Below are 20,744 nucleotides of genomic sequence, written 5' to 3' on the forward strand. Positions count from 1 at the left end.
CTTTTAATTATTCATTATTCTCCAGGATATGAGTTATTACGATTTTAATAGTAAAGCCCTAACATTTTATACACAACGTGCGAAAACTAGTTTTTGTTCTTTTTCCCTTGACGAAAGCGAATTTGCCTTGTTAATTGCCCCAACTGAAGTCGGCTCATTTGAAATATTAAAGGCCGATTGGACATCGCTCGCTGAAAATGGAAATGATGTACCACGTTATTTTGGGTTAATTGCGTTACAATGTTTTGCGGCAACCTTGATGGAAGACGGAGATGAGGTTACTGAAAGAGCCTATAAGTTTCGACTCAAAAAGTTAATTGAGCCGAAAATAGATTTGCATCTATTATTCAAAGCACCTTTTGGTACACAAACCATCCAGGAAAAAATATGGTACGATGCCAAACAATTTTTGGAGCATCGTTTTGGTCTTAGACTTGAAATCCCAAGTCGTAAGACATTTGCAGGTCGTTATGTCCAATATCCGCTGTCTCAGTTGCTTCTTAAAACTGAAGATCTCAAAGATTTTACGGTTTTTTTTGCCGAGCATTTTCTGCCTGAAGAAGATATTCCCTTTGATTTTTTTAGGAAGAAACTAAAAGAATGGTTTCCAAGGACCATATCTCCACGGGCTGAAAAACTGTTAAGTGACCCTTTAAAGCAGGAGAGATGTTATGAGCAGCTATTTAATTACTTTCAGTCATGGTCGGGAGAAGTAATTCGAAAGCAACGGAAGGGAACTTATAAGATAAGAAACATTTCCAAAGCAGAAGACAAACAGGTGGGGGATTTGATCCTGATGATTGACCATGGACAGCATGATTTCTTTTTCAAAAAGAAGGCAATTCAGATTGATGAGGTTTTCACTCTTCCAGGATGCCATTATTTTCACCGCGGTATTCTGCTCTTTAATCCAGTTCCGGATTATGAAACTGATTACGAGCACTCGCGATTTCTTTACCTTAATGCCATAACTTACCTGCTGGTTGATCGAACGTTTAAGGCTAAAGAATATGATTTTCTTGAGAAACATGCTTCATCTAAATACCTACTTGCACCTAGTCGAACTTTGTTTTGTTATTCACTTCTGTCAATAGGAAATTCGCATCCGCTGCAGGGATATTTTTACCACGTAAATCCAGTATTCCTATCGGGAGGTATCAAGCTTGGCCGGGCCAATCTTTTTCTAACTGGTTTTGGTCCACGGATTGATTATCGTGAAAAATTCAATGTGCTATTTGAAAATAGGCCGGTAGAATATGATCCTCAAACCGCGCTTCCTGGAGATTATAAAGTGCGGGTAACCCATTATCGTGATGTTAGGTTTTCAATTATGAATGTCAATTCCTTCCAAAGCATTGCCCCTTTGCTCGAAGGTTGGGATTTTCATTCCTTGACAGTAACCGAGCATCCAATGCTGGAAGGTTGTATGTTTTACTTAACGGATACACCGGCACAGCATCCAATTCGTGCTTGGATTAACGCAAATTTGGCAAAAAAGGTTAACAAAATTGACCGGGATCAAAATTTAATTTTAACCCCCCTTTCATATGCGAATAAAAAAACATTCAAACGTTAAGGGCGTTATTGAAATGATACGGGGAGAGTATAATGCCCGTATTAGGATTTTGGCTTTTAAAAGAGACGGTGTTTACATTTACGATGAGAATGAAATAAAGACTGAATTTCCATCGGCAGGGTACGTTTTCGCACCGAACCTGTTTTCTGAAGACGATTATAAAGTAGGCGATCTCCTGGAATTTTCGACTTTGCCTTTCGATTCACCAAACGGCCCGGATGAAATGAGGCTTGATGTTAAAGTTCCCATCAAGACAGCTGGGACCGAGTTATTCCGGATTGACGAGGATATACTTGATAATCCACTGGCATTAGACCAGGTAAGATTAAAAATGTTTATAACTGAGGCAACGGGGAATTTTTACATCCAGAATTATTCAAAAGTATATGGGCCATTTAAGCTTTCAGGCAACGAAGTGATTCCCATAACAGATACCAAAGTGCATCGTTTTGACAAGATACCACCTATCATCGCAATCGCGGATAAGTTGTACCTCCTGGAAAAGCCAACAGAAATTGTTGCAAGGATTGATTGCAGCAGACCAGCAGAACTTGTATCTTGGTTCAAAAAGAATTTAAAATCCCTGACACTTCCTTCGCAAGAAATTCAACAGCTTCTGCAACAACTTGACCAAGCTGAAATAGCTGATCTTGACAGTGCAAAATTTGCTAGGATAAAGAAGCTTACTGAAAGCTTGCTTTTGACCCGACAGGAATTGGAACTGTTATCACGAACATCAACAACATTAGCAGAAATTTTTACAAACTCACTGCAACATCTCCGCGATGAACTTAAAGCAGAAGAAATAGAGCCCTATGAAAAGGAACGGGTCCAAATTCAAGTGGAATGTAGTCGATTGACACAGGCAAACAAACAATTACAGCTTGAACTCGAAACCATTTTAGCCCAAAAAGAAGAGCTCTCAAATGAAGTTGATTTTCTTGAAAGCAACAGAATTCGTCTCATTAAAGATATCAAAATAAGGAGCGCGTTGGCTGAAACAACTCCTGAAATCATACCCAATACTGCTTCCGAAAAGAAATTGTTCACTTTTGAGATACAATCTTACCAAAAAAGAAAGCAGGCATTTAATGACCTCTCTACCTTCATAAGCACTTATAAGTCTCTGTTCGAGGACGGGGATTTGGGACCAGGAGAAGGGAAAAAGGCACTTTTTCAGCTTCGTGATAAACGGGCACTTCTTTGTGCCAATCCAATGTTTATCAGGCTTATTGCAATGAATTCCAATAACTGCAATCTTTTTATCCAGCAGGTTGAAGCAGATTGGATCAAGTTCGAATCCTTTTATGACAATGGTTTGAAACAATGTTGGCAGTCTGCCCATAATAATCCTGATATCATTCATTTTCTATTACTTGAAGATATCAATATGGCCGCTATTGAGTGTTACGCAAGGCCAATGATGGATTTGATCGCAGGTATCCGTAACACCCTACCTGGCCTTCAGACATGTTGGCCTCAAAATCTTTGGATTTTTGGTGTCCCGATTGAAAAAAATGGAGAAACTGAATTTGGTATACCGCTTCTGGCACACAGTTTCAGGGACTGGGGTGCTATACCAATATTTGCGAATATCAACTGCGAGTTGGGTAAGGACGACCGTTACCTGCCTTTACAGGCATTGATCGGGCATGATTTTGAATTCTCTGTTTCTATTAATGTGTTTTTTGCATGACCAGCCGTCTCAACATAATAGAAGGTCTTTTGCAGTGGTTCTATTTTGAACCGGATAAATTCCACTCTTATCAGAGTATTGAAAAAACCTGCAAAAGAGCGCTTACTACAATTTTTTCTCCCGATGAGGCAAGATATGCTGTTTATAACGTTTTTTATCCCCTGCTAAGATGGGGAATAGTCGAGTATTATGGGGATAATCGTTTTCGTTTGTCGCCAACAGCTGCAATATATCATCATGGAAAAGTCCTGGTGTGCCATGTGCCAACCGCCATGGATGATACTCTACAGTCTTTCAAACTTCCTGAAATTCTTCCTGGAATTTCTTTATATAAGCATTCCCCGGTGGTAGTTGACTCCTGCAAAGAATATAAAATTCCTTTGGTGCGATTTGAATTATGCCGGTTATTAAGCCTTGTTCCAACAATTGCTAAGTTAATCCATCTTTGGAATCAAGAACAAATCATCGATGCTTCGGGGTTCTTTCAGTTCAATGCCTCCTATTCATGGATAAAAATAAACAAGCAAGCAGTTTTACCAGGTGTGTACAAAAAGTCGGAGAAAACTTTTGCAAGGAAATTCATAATGTTATCTGGGGGAGAATGCAAGACAATTCCCGAACGAAAGAAACAATTTGATGGTTTTTCACTTGCCGTACTTTTAAGCCGCATTCAAAATGCCTGTGAATTGGGCATCAGTTACTCAAAGCAGTTGCAGTTGCTTACTATACAAACACATTTCTTTCCGGTCATTTTAGAACGTATGCTTTCTATTAATACGTTGTTTTCAGATTATCCCGGTGCTGATGTTGCCAATAGGATTTATCATATAGATAGTAAAGAGTTTGCCTTAGTAAACAATGTCTTTCACAACGCAATTCAAATAATATGAATAACCCGTTTGAAATCTGGAAGGAATTACGTAATATCTACTTAAAATACATTGATACCGGTATCCCACTTAAATATAAACCGCTGGAAAACGAGCGAAAGGATTTGTTAATGGAGCCGGAGGCCATTTGTAAGGAACCTATCATCGAGCTTGTACCTCGGTACGATGAGCAGTATACTCTATCAGAAGCCTGTCAGAAACTTCATCTTGATCCACTTTTTGCAATATTTGCAAGGAAGGGATTTTTTCCAGATAGGCATGGACAGGAAAGCAAAGTATATATGCACCAGTTTAGGGCAATGCAGGAAGCCCTTGTAAACAGGAAACATATGGTGGCTACAACTGGCACGGGCTCAGGGAAAACGGAATGCTTTTTATTTCCACTGTTGTACGACATCTTTAACGAAAAGAAAAATAGGGGGACAAGAAAGCTACATGCAGTTCGCGGTCTGATTCTTTACCCTTTGAATGCGTTGGCCGAAGATCAGATGAGAAGATTGAGAAAAGGATTAAGCAATTCAACAGCAATAGAATTTTTAGATCGTCAACTCGACGGACAGCGTATCAGTTTTGGGAGATACACCGGAATTACCCCGATTAGTGGCCGCAAGACTGCTTCAAAAATCACCCGACTCAAGACGGAGGCTAGCAGCCTTTCCAGAGAATGGGCGGCAGCGAAACAGTATGCTAATAACAAAATGGATGAAGACTACCTTTATGATCTCCCTAACATGGATCCAGGTATAAATGCGGAATACTGGGACCGGTGGACAATGCAGGCAACTCCTCCTGATATACTTGTTACCAACTATTCTATGCTCAATATAATGCTCATGCGGCAGCATGAAAACGATATTTTTGATTTAACACGTACATGGCTTGAGTCAGATCCAAATAACATATTTCACTTAGTAATAGATGAATTGCATTCTTACCGGGGGACAGCAGGAACAGAAGTATCCTATCTAGTAAAATTGCTTCTACTGCGGCTTGGCCTCGCGGCAGATTCGAACCAGGTCCAGTTTCTGTGTTCAAGTGCTTCTATGCAACCAACAAGCCGATCAAGGAAATTTCTTACTGGTTTTTTCGGGCTCCAAGAATCTTCCTATGATCAAAAGTTTGTTATAATCGGCGACGAGCCCAAGAATCACTATACCCCGATTTCATTGTTGGATGCTGCGCTGTACCGATCGATGAAAGAAGATACTGTTCCTGAATTACAGATTGCTGCAATTTTTGAAAAAGACCAGGTCATACCGCGTCTTCAAAGCCTCGTATTGAGGGCGATGGAAAGCAGAGCGATTGCGGAATCTCTTTTTGGAGATACTCAGTATGCAATGGATGCACTTGAAGGTCTGTTGGTTGGACTCAGCCACTTAAAAAATGAAAAGAATGATAGTAAGCAACCGGTGAGGGCGCACTTTTTTTTCAGAAATATAGAAGGGATTTGGGCTTGTACGAATCCAAACTGCAGTGAGGTTCCTGAGGCTTACCGATTTGAGGGAAGAACCGTCGGCAAACTATATCGGAACCCCCAGGCAATATGTCGATGCGGCTGTGTTGTCCTTGAAATGGTGGTTTGCAGACAATGTGGTGAAATATATCTGGGAGGATGGGAAAAAGTAGAAGAGGAGGGGCATTTCCTGTCTATTGAAAAGGATATTTTTCAGGATACAAACCGTTACTTTACGATTTATCCGGTGGAGGATAAAAGGAGCGACCGGTGGAAAGAATGTGACTTCGATTTTAAAGATGGCTCTTTTAGGCGAACCTCAATTGGTAAGATGTTGATGTATGTGCCTGAAAGAGATTATTCACAGCAATATCCTCATCACTGCTATAATTGTGACTATAGTGAAAATAGTTCAAGTGGCCTTACCCCTATTCAACGACATTATACCGGTGTACAAAAGGTGAACCAGTTAATGGCAGACTCACTGATGTACGCCATCAAAAAGTTCTCAACGGATTCAGACAAGCCTAAACTGGTGCTATTTTCGGACAGTAGGTCTGCCGCTGCAAAGCTTTCAGCAGGCATTGAGATAGATCATTACAGGGATACTTTCAGGGCGATCCTGCTTAACAACCTGGAATTAAGATCAGGTGAAAAGGATATTTTGAAAAAACGTTTTGTGTCGCCTGAGACGATGACCGCTGATGAAAAAGGCTTATACAAGCAACTGCGAGGTAGTCAGACTTATAAAACTATCATTGAGAAAATTGAAGATTATCGTGCATTCGGTGATACAGAATATGTCTCCGAAATCAATGAATTTCTCAATGCAAAAAATGTTGTTAAGGTTGAACGCATTGAATCTGATGTTATCAATAAGTTATTTGAACTTGGTATAAATCCAGGTGGTCCACAACCATCTATCAATGAAAACTGGACAAAGAGCTTTGATTTTTCACAACCTGTTTTTAGCTTATTACATGAGGGGGTTTTGGAAAGAGATCTCCGAATCAGGATACTGTTAGCCGCAAGAAAGGAGATACTTGTTACTCTTTTCGCCCATAACAAAAGGTCACTTGAGTCTTTGGTCCAGGGAAGGATCGAAGCTGAGGCTCAACACCCCAATCAAATAATAAGGGAATTTATAAATACTACTATCCGCATTCTTGGAGAATCATGGCGGATTGAAGGCTATTACAGAAACACAGCAGATGGTTTCCCAATGAAAATGTGGAGATATGCCAGGCAGGTTTTCAAATTCAGTGGGTGGAATTTTCCTGAGGAGATTCGTGAAGACATAGTTGATTTCTTGGCAAGGAATGGTGTCATCGTTTCAAGAACATCAATTTTACTGACGGGACGGGGCCTAGTATTTATCCCGGCTACTGTTGGAGATAATGTATGGAAATGTAAGATTTGTGGTATTGTTCATTTGCAGCCAAGTGCCGGTATATGTAGTAATTGTAACAAGGAATTGGATAAACGGGACACATTGTTACAAAAGGAACTTGAGAATCTTGACAACTATTATATCTACCTTGCCCATCTTGCCCGCACGAGCTCTCCATTTCGTCTTCATTGCGAAGAACTGACTGGACAGACTGACAAGGAAGATGCAAAGAAACGACAGCGGCTTTTTCAAGGACGGGTTACTGAAGGAGAAGTTCAGAAAGTCGAAGAAATTGATCTTTTAAGCGTCACGACGACCATGGAAGCAGGTGTTGACATTGGATCCCTTACTGCTGTTATGATGGGCAATGTCCCTCCTCAACGATTTAACTATCAGCAACGTGTAGGGCGCGCAGGCAGAAGGGGGAAGCCTTTTTCGATGGCCCTATGTGTTGCAAGGGGTAATAGTCATGATCAGACCCACTATGCACAGTCAAAACGAATAGTCTCAAGTACACCCGCGGATCCTTACCTTGATCTTGAACGTGTTGAAATTCTGATGCGGATGCTCAACAAACAAGTACTCAAACTAGCCTTCAACAGTTTTGAACTTTTTGAGGATGAGATTATCGATAATGTACATGGAGAGTTCGGGAAATATAACAAGTGGTCGAATTATCGGCAAACTGTTCAACGCTGGATTGAGGATCACGAGTCCGAAATACTGGATGTTATCAGGCATCTTAAGAGAGGTACTTTCATTGCAGAAACTGACGATCATATCTACCAGAAATTGAGAAATACTCTCGTATTATCCATTGATGAAGTAGTAAACAATACCCGTGATTACACCCAGCTTGCATTAAGTGAAAGGCTTGCCAATGCAGGTCTTCTTCCAATGTTTGGTTTTCCGACAAATAGTCGTATTCTTTATGAGAGTCGCGCCACTCAATTACCTCCCGACAATGCCATTGACAGAGATCTTGATATCGCTATTTCTGAATTCGCGCCTGGCAGTGAAGTTATTAAAGACAAAAAAATCTTGGTTCCCGTAGGGCTAGTACACTATCTTCCTGGTGAGGGTTTTCATCCTGTTGAAGTCGATGGAAGGGGCGTACTTGAACATGGGTTACAAAAATGTATGAATGCAGATTGCAGAACAATATATTCAAATGTTGTCGAAGGTCAGCTATGCCGGATTTGCAATTCTTCTCTCCAAATAATCAAGGCTTGCTCACCCCTGGGCTTTTGCCTTGATTTTGAGAGTGCACCGCGAGATTTTGAGGGAAGGTTCGAATGGTCACCCAGAAGCGGGTTAGTGACCCTTGACCCTGATTCCAATCTTTTGCACGAGGTGATACTTCATAACCTTTGCCTGAAATCTAATAAAGTGCCATCGGATGGTATTGTTCACCAGATCAATGATAACCAAGGTAATATGTTTCGATTAGGGCAAATCCGCAGTAGTGGCCGATGGGTTGTAGGCGATCTTTTGCAAAGAAGAATAAGCCTGCTTCATGAAGATAATTATGCACTTGTGTCTTCTCGTCACACAGGAGTTATTACTTTGTCTATTAACCAAGAATTTGAAAATTATCATTTAGACGGCTTGAATCATTATCATAGGGCAGCCTTTTTATCTTGGGCATTCCTAATACGAAAGGCTATCTGCGATAGGCTTGATATTGAAACCAACGAATTTGATGTAGGTTTCAGGGTCGCGCCAGTTACACGCAAGCCGGAAGCATATATAGTAGAAAAGGCCGATAATGGAGCCGGATATTGCAATTATTTAAACGGCACTACAGATCCAGAGATAGCTGAAGAAGTATTTATTAAGTTCCTCCTACCGGAGGGAAGAGTGTATGAAGAGATACTTATGAAGAATGAGCATGCTGATAGATGTGGATCTTCCTGTTATGATTGCCTTAGAGATTATTACAATCAACAACATCACAGCCTGCTTAACTGGAGAATGGCACTGGATGTGGCCACCATAGCCAATGATAAAAATGCAGTACTGGATTTTACTGCTGCACATTGGGGACATTACCTAGATAACGTATTACTTAAAACTTTAGAGAATAAATTGTCTGGGAGAAGGATGCTCATCAACGGTTATCGCGTAATTGCTACTGACAAAAATAAATTTGTGCTAACACATCCTTTTTGGAACGACCATAAATTGGACAACATTCCAGCTTCCATTGATGGACCTGTAAAACTCCTAAATATTATGAATGCTGTTGCGAAGGCAAGATATTAGCAACTATTCATAAAGTTGATTTTGATAGTAGTCTGTTTCGATGGAGACTATATCCCAGTGGTCGAGTAATCATAAAAAGTAAATTCCATGAACGATTGAGGCTTACTGACGTCAGGTGGTATTGGTGGAGTAGATGATGAGCCGTTGAATCTATCGTCTAGTTAAAAAAAGGAAATCTACCTCACTCAAACAACCCTTTGGAATAGTACAAAAATTCCAAAGGGTTGTTAGTAAATCTTGTAAAATGGATTATATAGGGACTTTCAGATAATCGAAAGTCTTCAGTAAATTGATAGAAAGGGGCAGTAGCTTTTTTCCCCTGAAAAGAAATCTTCCAGACACGGCGCGTCTTTGCCCCCAAAATCGTAATTGCCTGTTTGGCATCTTGCCATATTTCTGTTTTCATAACTGAGAGGATTATGATGCTTCTGATATGGGTAACTGTTTAAAAGCAGATAATTTCTCTGCAAACTGCCGCTTGGTTTCATCTTCAAAACTATCCAGGTAATTCTCTGTCGTCTTTTTGTCTGTATGCCCTAATGCTTCCTGAATAAATTCCGTACTGGCTCCTGAACGTTTCAATACGCTGGAAAATGAATGTCGGGTTACAATGGTGGTTACTTTTTTATCTATATTAATTAATCCCTTAATACGGTTCATCCACTTATTAATAAATTTAATAAATAATTGAATGTTATCGTATTGTTCCTGCGCAGTCATTCCGGGGGTGAGTATAGGGAAGATATAATTTTCCGCATCTTTATCAGTATTACCCCACCGTTCCATAATACGGTGCATGTCCTCTGTAATATAAACTACAACCGGTTTAGGATCTTCACGGGTAGTCCTTTCAGTTTTTGCCCGGATAAAAGCAAGGTAATCTCCTTTGACATCTTTATATTTTAACAAGGCAATATCCTTTACATTCATACCATTGCCAAAGTAGCTAAATAGCCAAAAATCTCTGGCCTTCAGTTCGCTTTCCGTTTCTGGTAGATGATTATATATTTTCTGGATTTCAGGCAGTTCAAGGGCTTTCTTAATATTTCTGCCGGTAGGGATACGGTATAAGCGTCGCCCAAAGGGGTAACATTCATCCTTCTTAATAATCTTTTGGGCAATAGCTTCATTAAATACTGCCCGTAAGGCGCGTAGATACATACCTATAGTGGTTTTGCTGCTCCCCTTATTTAGCATCCATCTTTCGTACTGGTGTAAGTAGCTTACCGTAATATCCTGGAACCTTAAGTTACCTCTAAAGTTCTTTAAGGACTGATAACTTAGATTATTACTCTTTGCAGTACCAATACGTTCTTCCAGCAATAATTTCTCAACCAGGAACCTATAAACAATAGAGATAGTGCCAGGAGTCGTATGGTCTTCAGCAAATATTGAATATTTCTTTTTCAAAGATTCAGGAAGCTCACTTGAGGCAGGAGCGGTCAAGGTGCAAGGGATAAGTTTTAATAATTTAGAAGATTTTTGAATAAATAATGGGTTGCCCAAAATGAACTCCCTTTCAAAAACATCAAAACTGAATGGTTGTATAGCTTTCACCGCCTCCCTGGCTTCTACTTTAATTTTGTCCAATTGTTCCTTTATGTCCTGTAATCCTGTACTTAAATGCGGAGCTGGTAGTTTATTAAAATCCGTCTCTGACAAATCGATGACAGTCGGATAATACCGCGGTAAGCGGTCAAAGATTACCCGTAACTTAATTGGGTACTTACTAATTTTCTTTTTCATTCTGCGACTATCCAGAATGATTGCTAACGTAGCTGACATAACTGAAATGTTTTACCGTTACACAATGCCTTACTTCTTCAAAATTTGCAAACAAGTTTGCAAACAAACATCAGTTAAACACTTGAAAGAAGACTACAACGAAAATAAGCAATCTCTTTGAAACGCAGCATGGAAAAGGGTTACAGCAAAATTCGATTAAACCCGGATAAAATAGATTAAGCATTTATAGCGACTCTTAATCAGCGGGTCTAGGGTTCGAGTCCCTACGGGGTCACCTTCGGGGACATTTCAGAAATATTACTGGAATGTCCCTTTTTTATTCCCTGAAAGGCCGTGTCCAGACTACATATCAGGCGAACGGCTTCGTTGAGGCGGGGTGTTCGATAATTGAATCCGTCAAAAGTCAATTTTTCGGGGTATATCGAACACACGATTTCACGTTTCTCAGTAATCGTTGCATTTTCAAACAGGTAATCCAGCCTGGAAACATTGTCTACTGCTTTATTTACTATATCATCTATTTTGCTTCTCTGAGCCGGAGTGTTCGATAATTGTGCCTCCAGGGAGTTTATTTCGGGCTGGTACTCTGCTTTTATTTCCCGGTATTCTGCGGCTGTAATTTCTTCTTTGAGCATTAGCCAGTCGTTTAAATCCTTGTGGCCTTTGTAGAACTCACTCCGGTCTATATATTTATCCTGTTTGCCGATGTTCCATTCCAAAGCCTTCCGGGTGTTGTTAATGCCTGCTGCGTCCCGGTCTAAAGTCAAATGAATTTGTTTGTATTCTTCCATCAGTGGGCGACTCTTTTCAAAGAAAGAAAGGGAATTAAGCACAAGGCAATTTGACAGTGGGGCCTCCATATTGCGGTTGATAGTTTGGAAAGACAGGAAGCTAAAAAAGCCCTCGAATACTACAAGATCATCAGACCGTTTGCCTTGTTGTAGGGTAACATCTTTAGGGGAACTACTGCCTTTAAAGTATTCGTTGCGCAGCTCATATCCTCCGGCATTGTTGGGAAAACCGATAACGGTATGCTTCTTTCCATACAAAAGAAAGTCTACCTCTTGGCAAAACCGGCTGGCAATTTCCGGAGGGATACTTCTTTTTTCCAGGTAATCCAGCAGGGGTTGTTCCCCAAGGGAACGGGTATCACAAATGACAATCTTGCTTTCGGGGTTATCTTTCTTTTCACCAGCAAAAGAAACCGGGGCAGGATGCTGACTGCCCGAAATAGTGAGCGGATGAAAAGAAAAAGCCAGACCGGATTGCTGCTGCGATAAGCGATTCAGCAGGTCGCCAACCGTACAATTGAAATAAAGGGTTCCAAAGTTTACCAGGTTACCGCCCTTCCCGGTTCCGTGGTCGTACCATATATTTAGCTGCCGGTTTACTTTAAAGGACGACGTTTTTTCCTCCCGGAATGGGGATAAATACCAATAATCCTGGTTCCTTACCTTTTGGGGTTGATGGCCCAATGAAGCCAGGTAATCTACCAAATCAATCTGTTTTGCCTCTGCACATGTTAGTTTTTTCATACACTCGTTTTTCAGGTTCACAATTAAGTATATACAAAAACGGCTTGTAAACAATTGCTAACAGATAGCAATCACACATTGGGCAAAGGCCGTTTTTTGTTCGCGGATGGGTGGCAAGGCAGCATGTAGTATCTTCGTAGACGGGTAGCTGCTGTCCGTCAATCTTCAGGGTAACCTTTGCGTTCCTCCTTGGGCATCTGCTTATTATTCTTGGAATGAATAATTGGAGAGCGTTTTTTCTTATGGCGCATGTACTGCATAACTTCCGACTTAAGGAAATATACCCTGCCTTCCTGACGTAAGTAGGGGAATCCTTTTTTCATCCAGTCTGTGAGGGTCACCAGGGAAATATCCAGTATTTCGGCAATCTGCCGCCGGGAGAGCAAGGGTTCATCTTCTGGTCTTGGCTCCTGCTTAAGCTGGCTAACGGCAGTGGCTAATTCTTCCCGCAGGCTTTCCTGCATCCACCGCCTAAAATCTTCCTCCTGTGGAAAAAACAAATTTTGCATGGTAATTCCATTTAGTTACCACAAATATGAGCCTGTGTAGGAGAGGAAAACAAACCCCAACGAATTTGGGGTTAACTAAAACGAGGGTAAAACAGCCATCTTTTTTCTTGAACAAGGTAAATTCTGCACTGAAAACAAGCAATATGTTTTGATAGTTATTTAGCTCCTATATGATGATTATTATTTTATATTTGAGGCAAAAAAATTACCATCTAAGAATCAATCATTTAGTCCCCCTGTACCATGAAAAAGTTATCCCACTTTATTGTCCTGTTCTTTTCCATTATTTATCAAAATAGCCAAGCCCAAACAGACATATTACACGATTCCCGCGTTGATCCGCTTTTGAAACAAGCAGCTGCCGGACAGCCCGGCCTTGTTATATCCGGCAGAAAAGATGCAAGCAGGTATGTAAACATGGCGGTGCTGGATAGAAATCGCAAAACGCTCACATTGTTCACCTGTCATGGCAGCGCCTATGATTCGGCACAATTACTTGATATTGAGTATACCATATCATTTCCAAGACCCTCGATCCTTTTGACTTTTATAAAGATTTTTGCCTGGAGAACCTTTCTTACCTGGAAAATGCGGAGTCACAATTCCGGCAGTTGGGTAACGCAGCCTTGAAGGATACTTTCCATAACCGGCAGGTAGTATATAGTTCACTTCCGGTAAAGTCTGCCGCAAGTACCTTGCAAAAGGTAATGGCTATAGAAAGTTTGATAAAAAAACAATGCCTGCAATTGTATCTGTTTGATAGTAGGTCTCCTGCTCATTTGCTCCGCAACGATAGCTTTCTGCTCCGTAAATCCCTTGCCGGTAAAATGGTCAGAAAAAGGGATACAACTACCTACCATAATACTTATCTGTTCGGCTCGGCTGCCAAAATAGTGTTATACAAACAAAAACCGCAGAAAATGTTTGTCTATAACGGACAAGAGCATCTGATAGACAGCGTGCCCCTGAAACCGGAGAAATACGCTACCCTGGTGAAAATCAAAGAGGATGTATTCCTGCTTTACCGGGGCTGGCTGGAGCTACAAAGCCAGCAAGTATTGGATGCCACACAGCAGGTGGAGAGCCTGCTGAACCGGCAGGATACCAGTTTATATACACAAACTTACCGGTTGGAAAACAAACGGCAGTTGCAACTTGCCATGTCTCAACTGAAGGAACAGCAAAATGTTGTTGAGCACAAAATAAGCGGTTTAATAGTTCCTGATCAGCAAATGGTGGAATATATGCTGAAGGATGCCTACCAGGATGCGCCTTCGGAGATTTCATATTTACCGGGTCTCGGATTTGCCTACAGCATTTCTTATATACGTGGGCAGAAGGTGTATGAGCTGACAGATCACCGGGGCAATGTAATGGCTACCATAAGCGATAAAAAGAAAGGGGTAGATGAAAATGGGGATGGTGTAGTAGAGTATTACAATGCGGATGTGGTAAATGCGAGCGACTATTATCCGTTTGGCGCATTAATGCCAGGAAGAACCTACAGTACAGGGAATAAGTACCGCTATGGGTTTAATGGGAAGGAGAATGATAATGAAATCAAAGGAGAGGGAAACCAGCAGGATTATGGAATGAGGATTTATGATCCCAGGATAGGAAGATTTCTGTCGGTTGATCCCCTGCAAAAACATTTTCCATGGTATTCACCTTATCAATATGCGGGGAATAATCCAATCAAATTTATTGATTTGGATGGATTGGAGCCAGTAAGTGTTGAAGTAAAAAATAATCAAATAATTTATACAGGCGGTTTTATCGTTAACACAGAGGACATTTATAGGATAACATTTCTTAATGTTATCCTTGGAATGAAGTTGCCAGATAATATAAATATTCCCTCAAATCCTTATGATGATGGGGATCCTTATAATAGAAGCACATGGGAAAAAGCATATCAAAACATTAATTACTTTTTCAAACACCATGCGCCTGCTTATTCCAGATCCGAAGCAGCAACAAGAACTATTCATAACGCTGTTATACAGAACTTATTTAGTGGAAATTCAAAGGACGCAGGATTTGCGATAGAGCAAATTGATAAGTCTGAGGATTATACATATAGAAACTCACTGGCGCAAGATGGTATATTCTACGCAAATCTGCTAAGTGGTTTTAGATCTCTATTTACAAAACCAAAGTTTTTTTCTTCAGATCCACTAGTGCAGTCCACCATAAATTCAATAGAATCAGCGAACCCAGGATCAATCTACGCAGTTGAATCTATTATTAAAAACCCTATTACGAATAAAACAGTGACAGATTTTGATATTGTCCTTGAAAAGCATATTATTGAAGTTACTGGAGGTAGTGGAAAGGGTAAACTGGCACAAATAAAGGAAAGAATCCAGCCTAGTACTACAAAAGAGGTAGTATTATTCGGCCCTAATATAGGAGGCGCTGTAGAAAAAAGCTTAAAGAGCAATAACATAAAAGTGTTTAAAAATGTTGACGATTTAATCAAATACGTCACTCCTCAATAAAGCATATGCAGTTTGCAATAGTAATAACAGATACATCATTTGATTTGGCTGATTTTATAAGAATTAATCAAGGACCATTTAGTTTTCAATATTCTGGTGTGTCTGAAATAGTTTATGAAGACACGCGGAAGAAGTATAGTCATATCTCAATAAAGAAAGACAATACTCTTTATGAGCTAATGGAAGACGAAGAAAAAATGATTGTCGATAACTCATTTGAGTCCTTTAATATGTTCTTATTTATGTATTTTGAATTTGAAAATGCTAAACAGATTATAGGCAATATCCCTTTAGATAAAAAAATTCTTATTGATAATGATCACGGCTGTATTATGAATAGGGATTCATTTATGAAGACTAATAGTTATCAAGAATTCATAAATACAAAACATTAGGTCTAAGTATCTTTTGGCCTGCTGAGATGAGATAAGTATTTTACTTATCGCTTATAACAATATGTATTCTCCGCTTTTCAGGTGGCAATGTCACCCTTGTAGTAGAAGCTGGGACCGCCCCATTTTACCTCTTCAGTTATCGAAGGATCAACCTCCATGATCAATGACCGGATCGCCTGCATTTCCCGCTTCAGCGGATGATTGAGTCCGGAAAGAAAATCGTCTACTTTTTTCGATGTCATAACAAGATAATTGATGTGATGGCAATAGCCGGTATTGCCTGATCGGATTAGAAAGGACAATGCGGGTGCCTGTCCTTTACCTTTTCGGCCCCAGGTGAAGACGAAATTAGAAGGACGGTCCGACAAAAAAATTTACAAATGTTGAGAATCCCGGAATTATTTTCCGGAAGTGATCCGGCTTAGTTGCATAGCGGTTATCCCCCCGATACGAGCGATGTGATATTTCTTTAAACGAGGGATACTATTCTTATGGGACAAGGGAAGCTGCTAGTGATCCCCCTCATTCATCTTTTTTGATTCCTCTATCACCGCCTGGTTAATCTCCCTTATCCTCTCCCCCTGCATCTTTTCAACCTTCCTGTCATAAGTCAGCAGGCCATTAACTTCATGCTCCACATCTGTTGTTTGTGTGTAAATGGCCACGCTAAGGCCCCTGTATTTCATAAGCTGCTCTACCTGCTCTAGTAAAAGAACATAGCGGTCTGTAAGTGCGGCCTGGGTAGGCTCATAAGCATACGCATTATTTTCAACAGGCCACATATGCCCGCGGGTAAACAATCCAACACCGCCAAATTCGCCCAATGATGCTGCACGCTTATCATCCGGTACAGATGCGTGGTAGGGTCCTACATAAATATGAGTATCTACATAATCCCCGTTTCCCGGATCGCCATAAGGTTTTTGATAGTCTGGATTATTATTAAACCCTGAATTACCGTTCACCAGCCGGGAGGGATCATATGCTTTCACCCAATTAGTTATTTCTTTAACATCGAATGCGCCCCAGTTCTCGTTAAAGGGCACCCAGGTTATAATGGAGGGTGAATTGTAATGTTCATCAATGATTGCTTTCAGCTCCTGGCGGAACTCTTTCCGGGTGACAGCTGTATCTTCATGCTGGTACCAGATAGCCGGCATGTCCTGCCAAACCAGCAGCCCCAGTTTATCAGCCCAATAATAAAAACGCTGCGGTTCGGTTTTCATATGTTTTCTGATAAGATTGTACCCTGCTTTTTTTGTGAACGAAATATCAGACTTCAGCGCTTCTTCGGTCGGCGCTGTCAATACACCATCCGGCCAGTAACCCTGGTCCAGAAGTCCCAGCTGCATAACAAATTTTCCGTTCAAAAGCGGCCTGACAACACCGTTCAGCTTACCCAGCTTTATATCCCGCATTCCGAAATAGCTCTTTACTTCATCCGCAACACTGCCATCGGAATTGTAAAGTGTTAGCTTAAGATCATAAAGAAAGGGCGTATCAAGCGACCATAATACAGGCTTTTCAATGGGCAGGTAGAAATAAGTGCCTGCCACTGCGTCAACCTGGGAAACGGTTTTATGGCCATCGGAAGCCACTGCTGCTATCTTATTTGCACCTTCACTGTTAACGAATACTTTTAATCGCCGGCCGTCAACGTCAGGAAGTAAGCGGATGTTTTTTATATAATTGCTGCTTACCGGCTCCAGCCACACTGTTTGCCATATGCCTGAAGTAAAGGTATAGTCACCCCGCGGGCCATTTTTCCCTGAGGGTGTTCTCCCGTCATTCGGGTCATTTGCCGCAACAATGAGCGTATTTGAACCGCTTTTTAAAAACGGGGTGATGTTGAAATTAAATGCATCGTATCCTCCTTCATGGGTTCCGGCCTTTTTCCCGTTTATGAACACCGTAGTGTTATGGTCCACTGCGCCAAAATGCAGGATGATCTGTTTACCTTTCCAGGCTGCCGGTAGCTCAAATGTTTTTTGGTACCACATATTTATTTCCTGCTTCCGCCGGATACCGGATAAAAAAGATTCGGGACAATAGGGTACCAATACTTTTTCATGAACACCCTCAAATGAGGCAGGCGCTTGCGGATGAAGGGCAACAGGCGCTCCCTTACCACCACCATAGTAATCCCATTTTCCATTCAGGCACATCCATTCGTCCCGTTGCAGCTGAGGCCTTGGGTATTCTGACAGCGGAACGGACGCCTGCATTGCGTCGTTTGTCCAAGGTGTGGGCAGCTGTGCATCCTGTGCGGAAACATTAAAATACCCGGTTATCAGTAAGATGATCAATAAGGTGCTACAATATTTATCAGATGTCATGAAGTGAATTTAATTATTTCAAACCCGATTATCTATTTACTTGCTTATTTATTTGTTTTTATTTTAGTATTACTCAGGTTAGCATCAGTAAAAAAAGGGAATAGAAGAATATCCTGATTATGGAAAAGGATAGCAAAATAAGGGAATAGCTTAAAATAAAAAAAGGCATGTAACCTGCTATTCAGCGTTACATGCCTGGATAAACTATTCGTAAACCAACCTGTATGAAATTTCTTATTTTTTGAAGAAGCTGCGAAGCGTGCAGCGTTAATTATTTATTGAACATCCGTTCTTAACACGCCGCTCTTTAAATCTATCGGGCCTGAATAGATCCGCCCGTTTTTAACCACTACTGCCTTAACCTGGTGAATGTCTTTGTTAATATTGTATTTGCCCTGGTTAGCTATTAGATTAATTTTAGTCACCCCATTTTTTTCTGCTGCCTGAAATCTGAGCAGGCAATAATCACCCTTTTTAAAACCCCAGCCTTCGCCGGCATCCCAATAAAGCTCGCCACTGGCTTTGCCCTGGCTGTCCAGGCATATAAACAAGGTCAGCTGATCTATGGAAGGTTCGTTGGTATGCTGAATGATCTTTCCTGCAGGAATAATACTGCCGCCTTTGATCAGCAATTTCGCCTGGTATGGATCTGAACCATCACCGTCAACAAGGCTTAAAGGTTCCCAGATCCCTTTAGGCAATTGCGGATCTTTGGCAAATGAAGGCACTACCAGCAAATTTTTTCCAAGCAAAAATACCTGGTCCTCTGCTCTTAGCTTTACATCGGCAGGATCGTCAAAAAACACGGGACACATTAAGGGTAAGCCGGTTTTATGCGCATTGTAGAACAAGGTGTAGAGGTAAGGCAATAAACGATACCGCCGTTCAAGCGCTATCCGCGATGTTTTTTCAATGTCTGCACCAAATGCCCAGGGTTCTTTGTCATTGGTTCCGGCACAGGCATGGCCTCTTGCAAAAGGCATAAACACGCCAAAGCCCAGCCATTTTGCCCACAGATCAGGAGAAGTATTACCCAAAAAACCACCAATATCAGGTCCGCTGAAAGGCTGGCCTGATAAGCCCAGCGTTATTGACATGGGCACGGAAACCTTCATGAATTTCTCATCAGCGTAATTATCTCCCGTCCAGGTGGCGGCATAGCGCTGTCCGCCAAGCAGGTTTGCCCTGGTTAAAATAAAAGGCCGTTTACCTGGTTTGGCATCCATAAAACCCTGCCGGGTAGCTTCTACCATCAATCTGCCGTAAGCGTTATGATATAACAGGTGCGGCCCTGCCGGTAAACCGCCACCACCGCGATGCGGGGTGTTGTATGGCATAGTGCCCAGCCGCAGGTTTTGCGGTAGCTCATTGTCATTTACAGCAGGTTCATTCATATCATTCCAGATGCCATCCATATCGTTTGCCAGGAAGCTATGATACAAACCGGACCACCACTGCCGCGTACGGGGCATGGTAAAATCCGGAAAGGCGCAGTCGCCCGGCCAAACTTTCCCGTGGTATTCTTTTCCCGTGGTGTCTTTCACCCAAACATCCTTTGCCGTGCCTGATTGGTATACGGAATATGTGCTGTCGAACTTAACACCCGGATCGATCATAAAAACCGAATGAAAACCCTTTGCATGCAGGTCCGCATTTAATTGCTTAGGGTTTGGGAAATTGGTTTTGTTAAAAGTGAATACCCGGTAACCTTCCATATAATCTATGTCCATCCACACGGCATCACAGGGGATCTGTTTTAAACGAAAGGTGTCGGCAATTTCTCTTACCCTTTGTTCCGAACCGTATGAGAACCTGCATTGATGATATCCTAAGGCCCACCTGGGCGGCATCTCAATAGTTCCGGTTAATTCGGCCAGTCCTTTCAGCACATCCTGCGGCGATTTGCGGTCGATCACAAAAACACGGAACAAGGCGCCTTCTGTATTAAATTCAATTTTATCATTGTTAGTGGTCAGCGCTGATTTCCACGGACTGTCAAAAAGGATCCCAAAAGCAGTTCCATCTTTTCTAACGCCTAAAACCCAGGGGTGGGTTTGATAAAGGCGTTTGCCATCATCTGTTCCATAAGCACCATTATCAGTGTTCCAGAGTTTAATGGTTTGGCCGTTCCTTAACAGCGGGCCGGTTACTTCACCGCCGCCATACAGGCTTATGCCGCCTTGTAAATGAACACTGGCGCTGGCCTTGCCATTTGTTAAGAAAAATTCAGGAACAATGTTCCAGTTTGCCGGCACAGCACCCTGTATGGCAGGGGCGCCTTTCAGCATGAGCGATGGTGTTTTGGAAACATCAAACCCCGCCGGTATAAACGTAACGATTGAATTACCTACAAGGCCCGACCGCTGAACCGGGATCTTTTGCGCCTGTGCTGCGGAGCAGATAAGAATTGAAAGGACAAACAGGTAACACTTTGACAAGAGAGTCATGAATT

At 41.5% G+C, this 20,744-nt stretch carries 14 protein-coding genes; 7 read left to right on the forward strand and 7 right to left on the reverse strand.

Annotated elements, in window-relative coordinates:
* Window positions 1-28: 28 nt before the first annotated feature.
* The 4 genes from KVT36_RS03000 to KVT36_RS03015 are packed head-to-tail and all read left to right on the forward strand — an operon-like array spanning window position 29 to window position 9,270.
* A complete protein-coding gene (locus tag KVT36_RS03000; protein WP_217601992.1) occupies window positions 29-1,576 on the forward strand; it encodes a hypothetical protein in 1,548 nt (515 codons plus the stop codon).
* A complete protein-coding gene (locus tag KVT36_RS03005; protein ID WP_217601993.1) occupies window positions 1,548-3,272 on the forward strand; it encodes a hypothetical protein in 1,725 nt (574 codons plus the stop codon). The genes KVT36_RS03000 and KVT36_RS03005 overlap by 29 nt, the downstream gene beginning before the upstream one ends.
* Complete coding sequence (locus tag KVT36_RS03010) at window positions 3,269-4,162, forward strand: hypothetical protein (RefSeq protein WP_217601994.1); 894 nt, start codon at window positions 3,269-3,271, stop codon at window positions 4,160-4,162. Before KVT36_RS03005 ends, KVT36_RS03010 begins: the two co-directional genes overlap by 4 nt.
* Complete coding sequence (locus KVT36_RS03015) at window positions 4,159-9,270, forward strand: DEAD/DEAH box helicase (RefSeq protein ID WP_217601995.1); 5,112 nt, start codon at window positions 4,159-4,161, stop codon at window positions 9,268-9,270. Before KVT36_RS03010 ends, KVT36_RS03015 begins: the two co-directional genes overlap by 4 nt.
* 181 nt (window positions 9,271-9,451) lie before the next feature.
* Here KVT36_RS03015 and KVT36_RS03020 read toward each other — a convergent pair whose 3' ends face one another.
* The 4 genes from KVT36_RS03020 to KVT36_RS03035 form a co-directional block, all read right to left on the reverse strand.
* The gene (locus KVT36_RS03020; protein ID WP_217601996.1) at window positions 9,452-9,676 is read right to left on the reverse strand and encodes a hypothetical protein; all 225 of its coding nucleotides are present in this window, start codon (window positions 9,674-9,676) and stop codon (window positions 9,452-9,454) included.
* Window positions 9,677-9,687: 11 nt separating this feature from the next.
* Window positions 9,688-11,055, reverse strand: coding sequence for a site-specific integrase (locus tag KVT36_RS03025; protein ID WP_217601997.1), 1,368 nt, complete (start codon window positions 11,053-11,055; stop codon window positions 9,688-9,690).
* A 224-nt stretch (window positions 11,056-11,279) separates the two neighbouring features.
* Window positions 11,280-12,551 carry a toprim domain-containing protein gene (locus KVT36_RS03030; protein ID WP_217601998.1) on the reverse strand — a complete coding sequence of 424 codons (1,272 nt, stop codon included), beginning with the start codon at window positions 12,549-12,551 and terminating at the stop codon, window positions 11,280-11,282.
* A gap of 158 nt (window positions 12,552-12,709) precedes the next feature.
* A complete protein-coding gene (locus tag KVT36_RS03035) occupies window positions 12,710-13,060 on the reverse strand; it encodes a helix-turn-helix domain-containing protein (RefSeq protein WP_217601999.1) in 351 nt (116 codons plus the stop codon).
* A gap of 243 nt (window positions 13,061-13,303) precedes the next feature.
* On the opposite strand from KVT36_RS03035, the gene KVT36_RS03040 reads away from it, so the two are divergent.
* The 3 genes from KVT36_RS03040 to KVT36_RS03050 are packed head-to-tail and all read left to right on the forward strand — an operon-like array spanning window position 13,304 to window position 15,956.
* Window positions 13,304-13,690: a hypothetical protein gene (locus tag KVT36_RS03040; protein WP_217602000.1), complete on the forward strand. Its 387-nt coding sequence runs from the start codon at window positions 13,304-13,306 to the stop codon at window positions 13,688-13,690.
* A complete protein-coding gene (locus tag KVT36_RS03045) occupies window positions 13,672-15,561 on the forward strand; it encodes an RHS repeat domain-containing protein (RefSeq protein WP_217602001.1) in 1,890 nt (629 codons plus the stop codon). Before KVT36_RS03040 ends, KVT36_RS03045 begins: the two co-directional genes overlap by 19 nt.
* A 5-nt stretch (window positions 15,562-15,566) precedes the next feature.
* Window positions 15,567-15,956, forward strand: coding sequence for a hypothetical protein (locus tag KVT36_RS03050; protein WP_217602002.1), 390 nt, complete (start codon window positions 15,567-15,569; stop codon window positions 15,954-15,956).
* Window positions 15,957-16,033: 77 nt separating this feature from the next.
* On the opposite strand, the gene KVT36_RS03055 is transcribed toward KVT36_RS03050, so the two are convergent.
* The 3 genes from KVT36_RS03055 to KVT36_RS03065 all read right to left on the reverse strand — a co-directional run bounded on the left by KVT36_RS03055 (window position 16,034) and on the right by KVT36_RS03065 (window position 20,739).
* Window positions 16,034-16,198, reverse strand: coding sequence for a DUF1801 domain-containing protein (locus KVT36_RS03055; protein ID WP_217602003.1), 165 nt, complete (start codon window positions 16,196-16,198; stop codon window positions 16,034-16,036).
* Window positions 16,199-16,465: 267 nt separating this feature from the next.
* Window positions 16,466-18,292 carry a glycoside hydrolase family 2 protein gene (locus KVT36_RS03060; protein WP_217602004.1) on the reverse strand — a complete coding sequence of 609 codons (1,827 nt, stop codon included), beginning with the start codon at window positions 18,290-18,292 and terminating at the stop codon, window positions 16,466-16,468.
* 275 nt (window positions 18,293-18,567) lie between these two features.
* On the reverse strand, window positions 18,568-20,739 hold the full coding sequence (locus tag KVT36_RS03065) for a TIM-barrel domain-containing protein (protein WP_217602005.1): 2,172 nt from the start codon (window positions 20,737-20,739) through the stop codon (window positions 18,568-18,570).
* Between the last annotated feature and the right edge of the window lie 5 nt (window positions 20,740-20,744).

It is taken from the genome of Chitinophaga sp. GbtcB8 (genome assembly GCF_019091455.1).
Taxonomy (GTDB): Bacteria; Bacteroidota; Bacteroidia; order Chitinophagales; family Chitinophagaceae; genus Chitinophaga.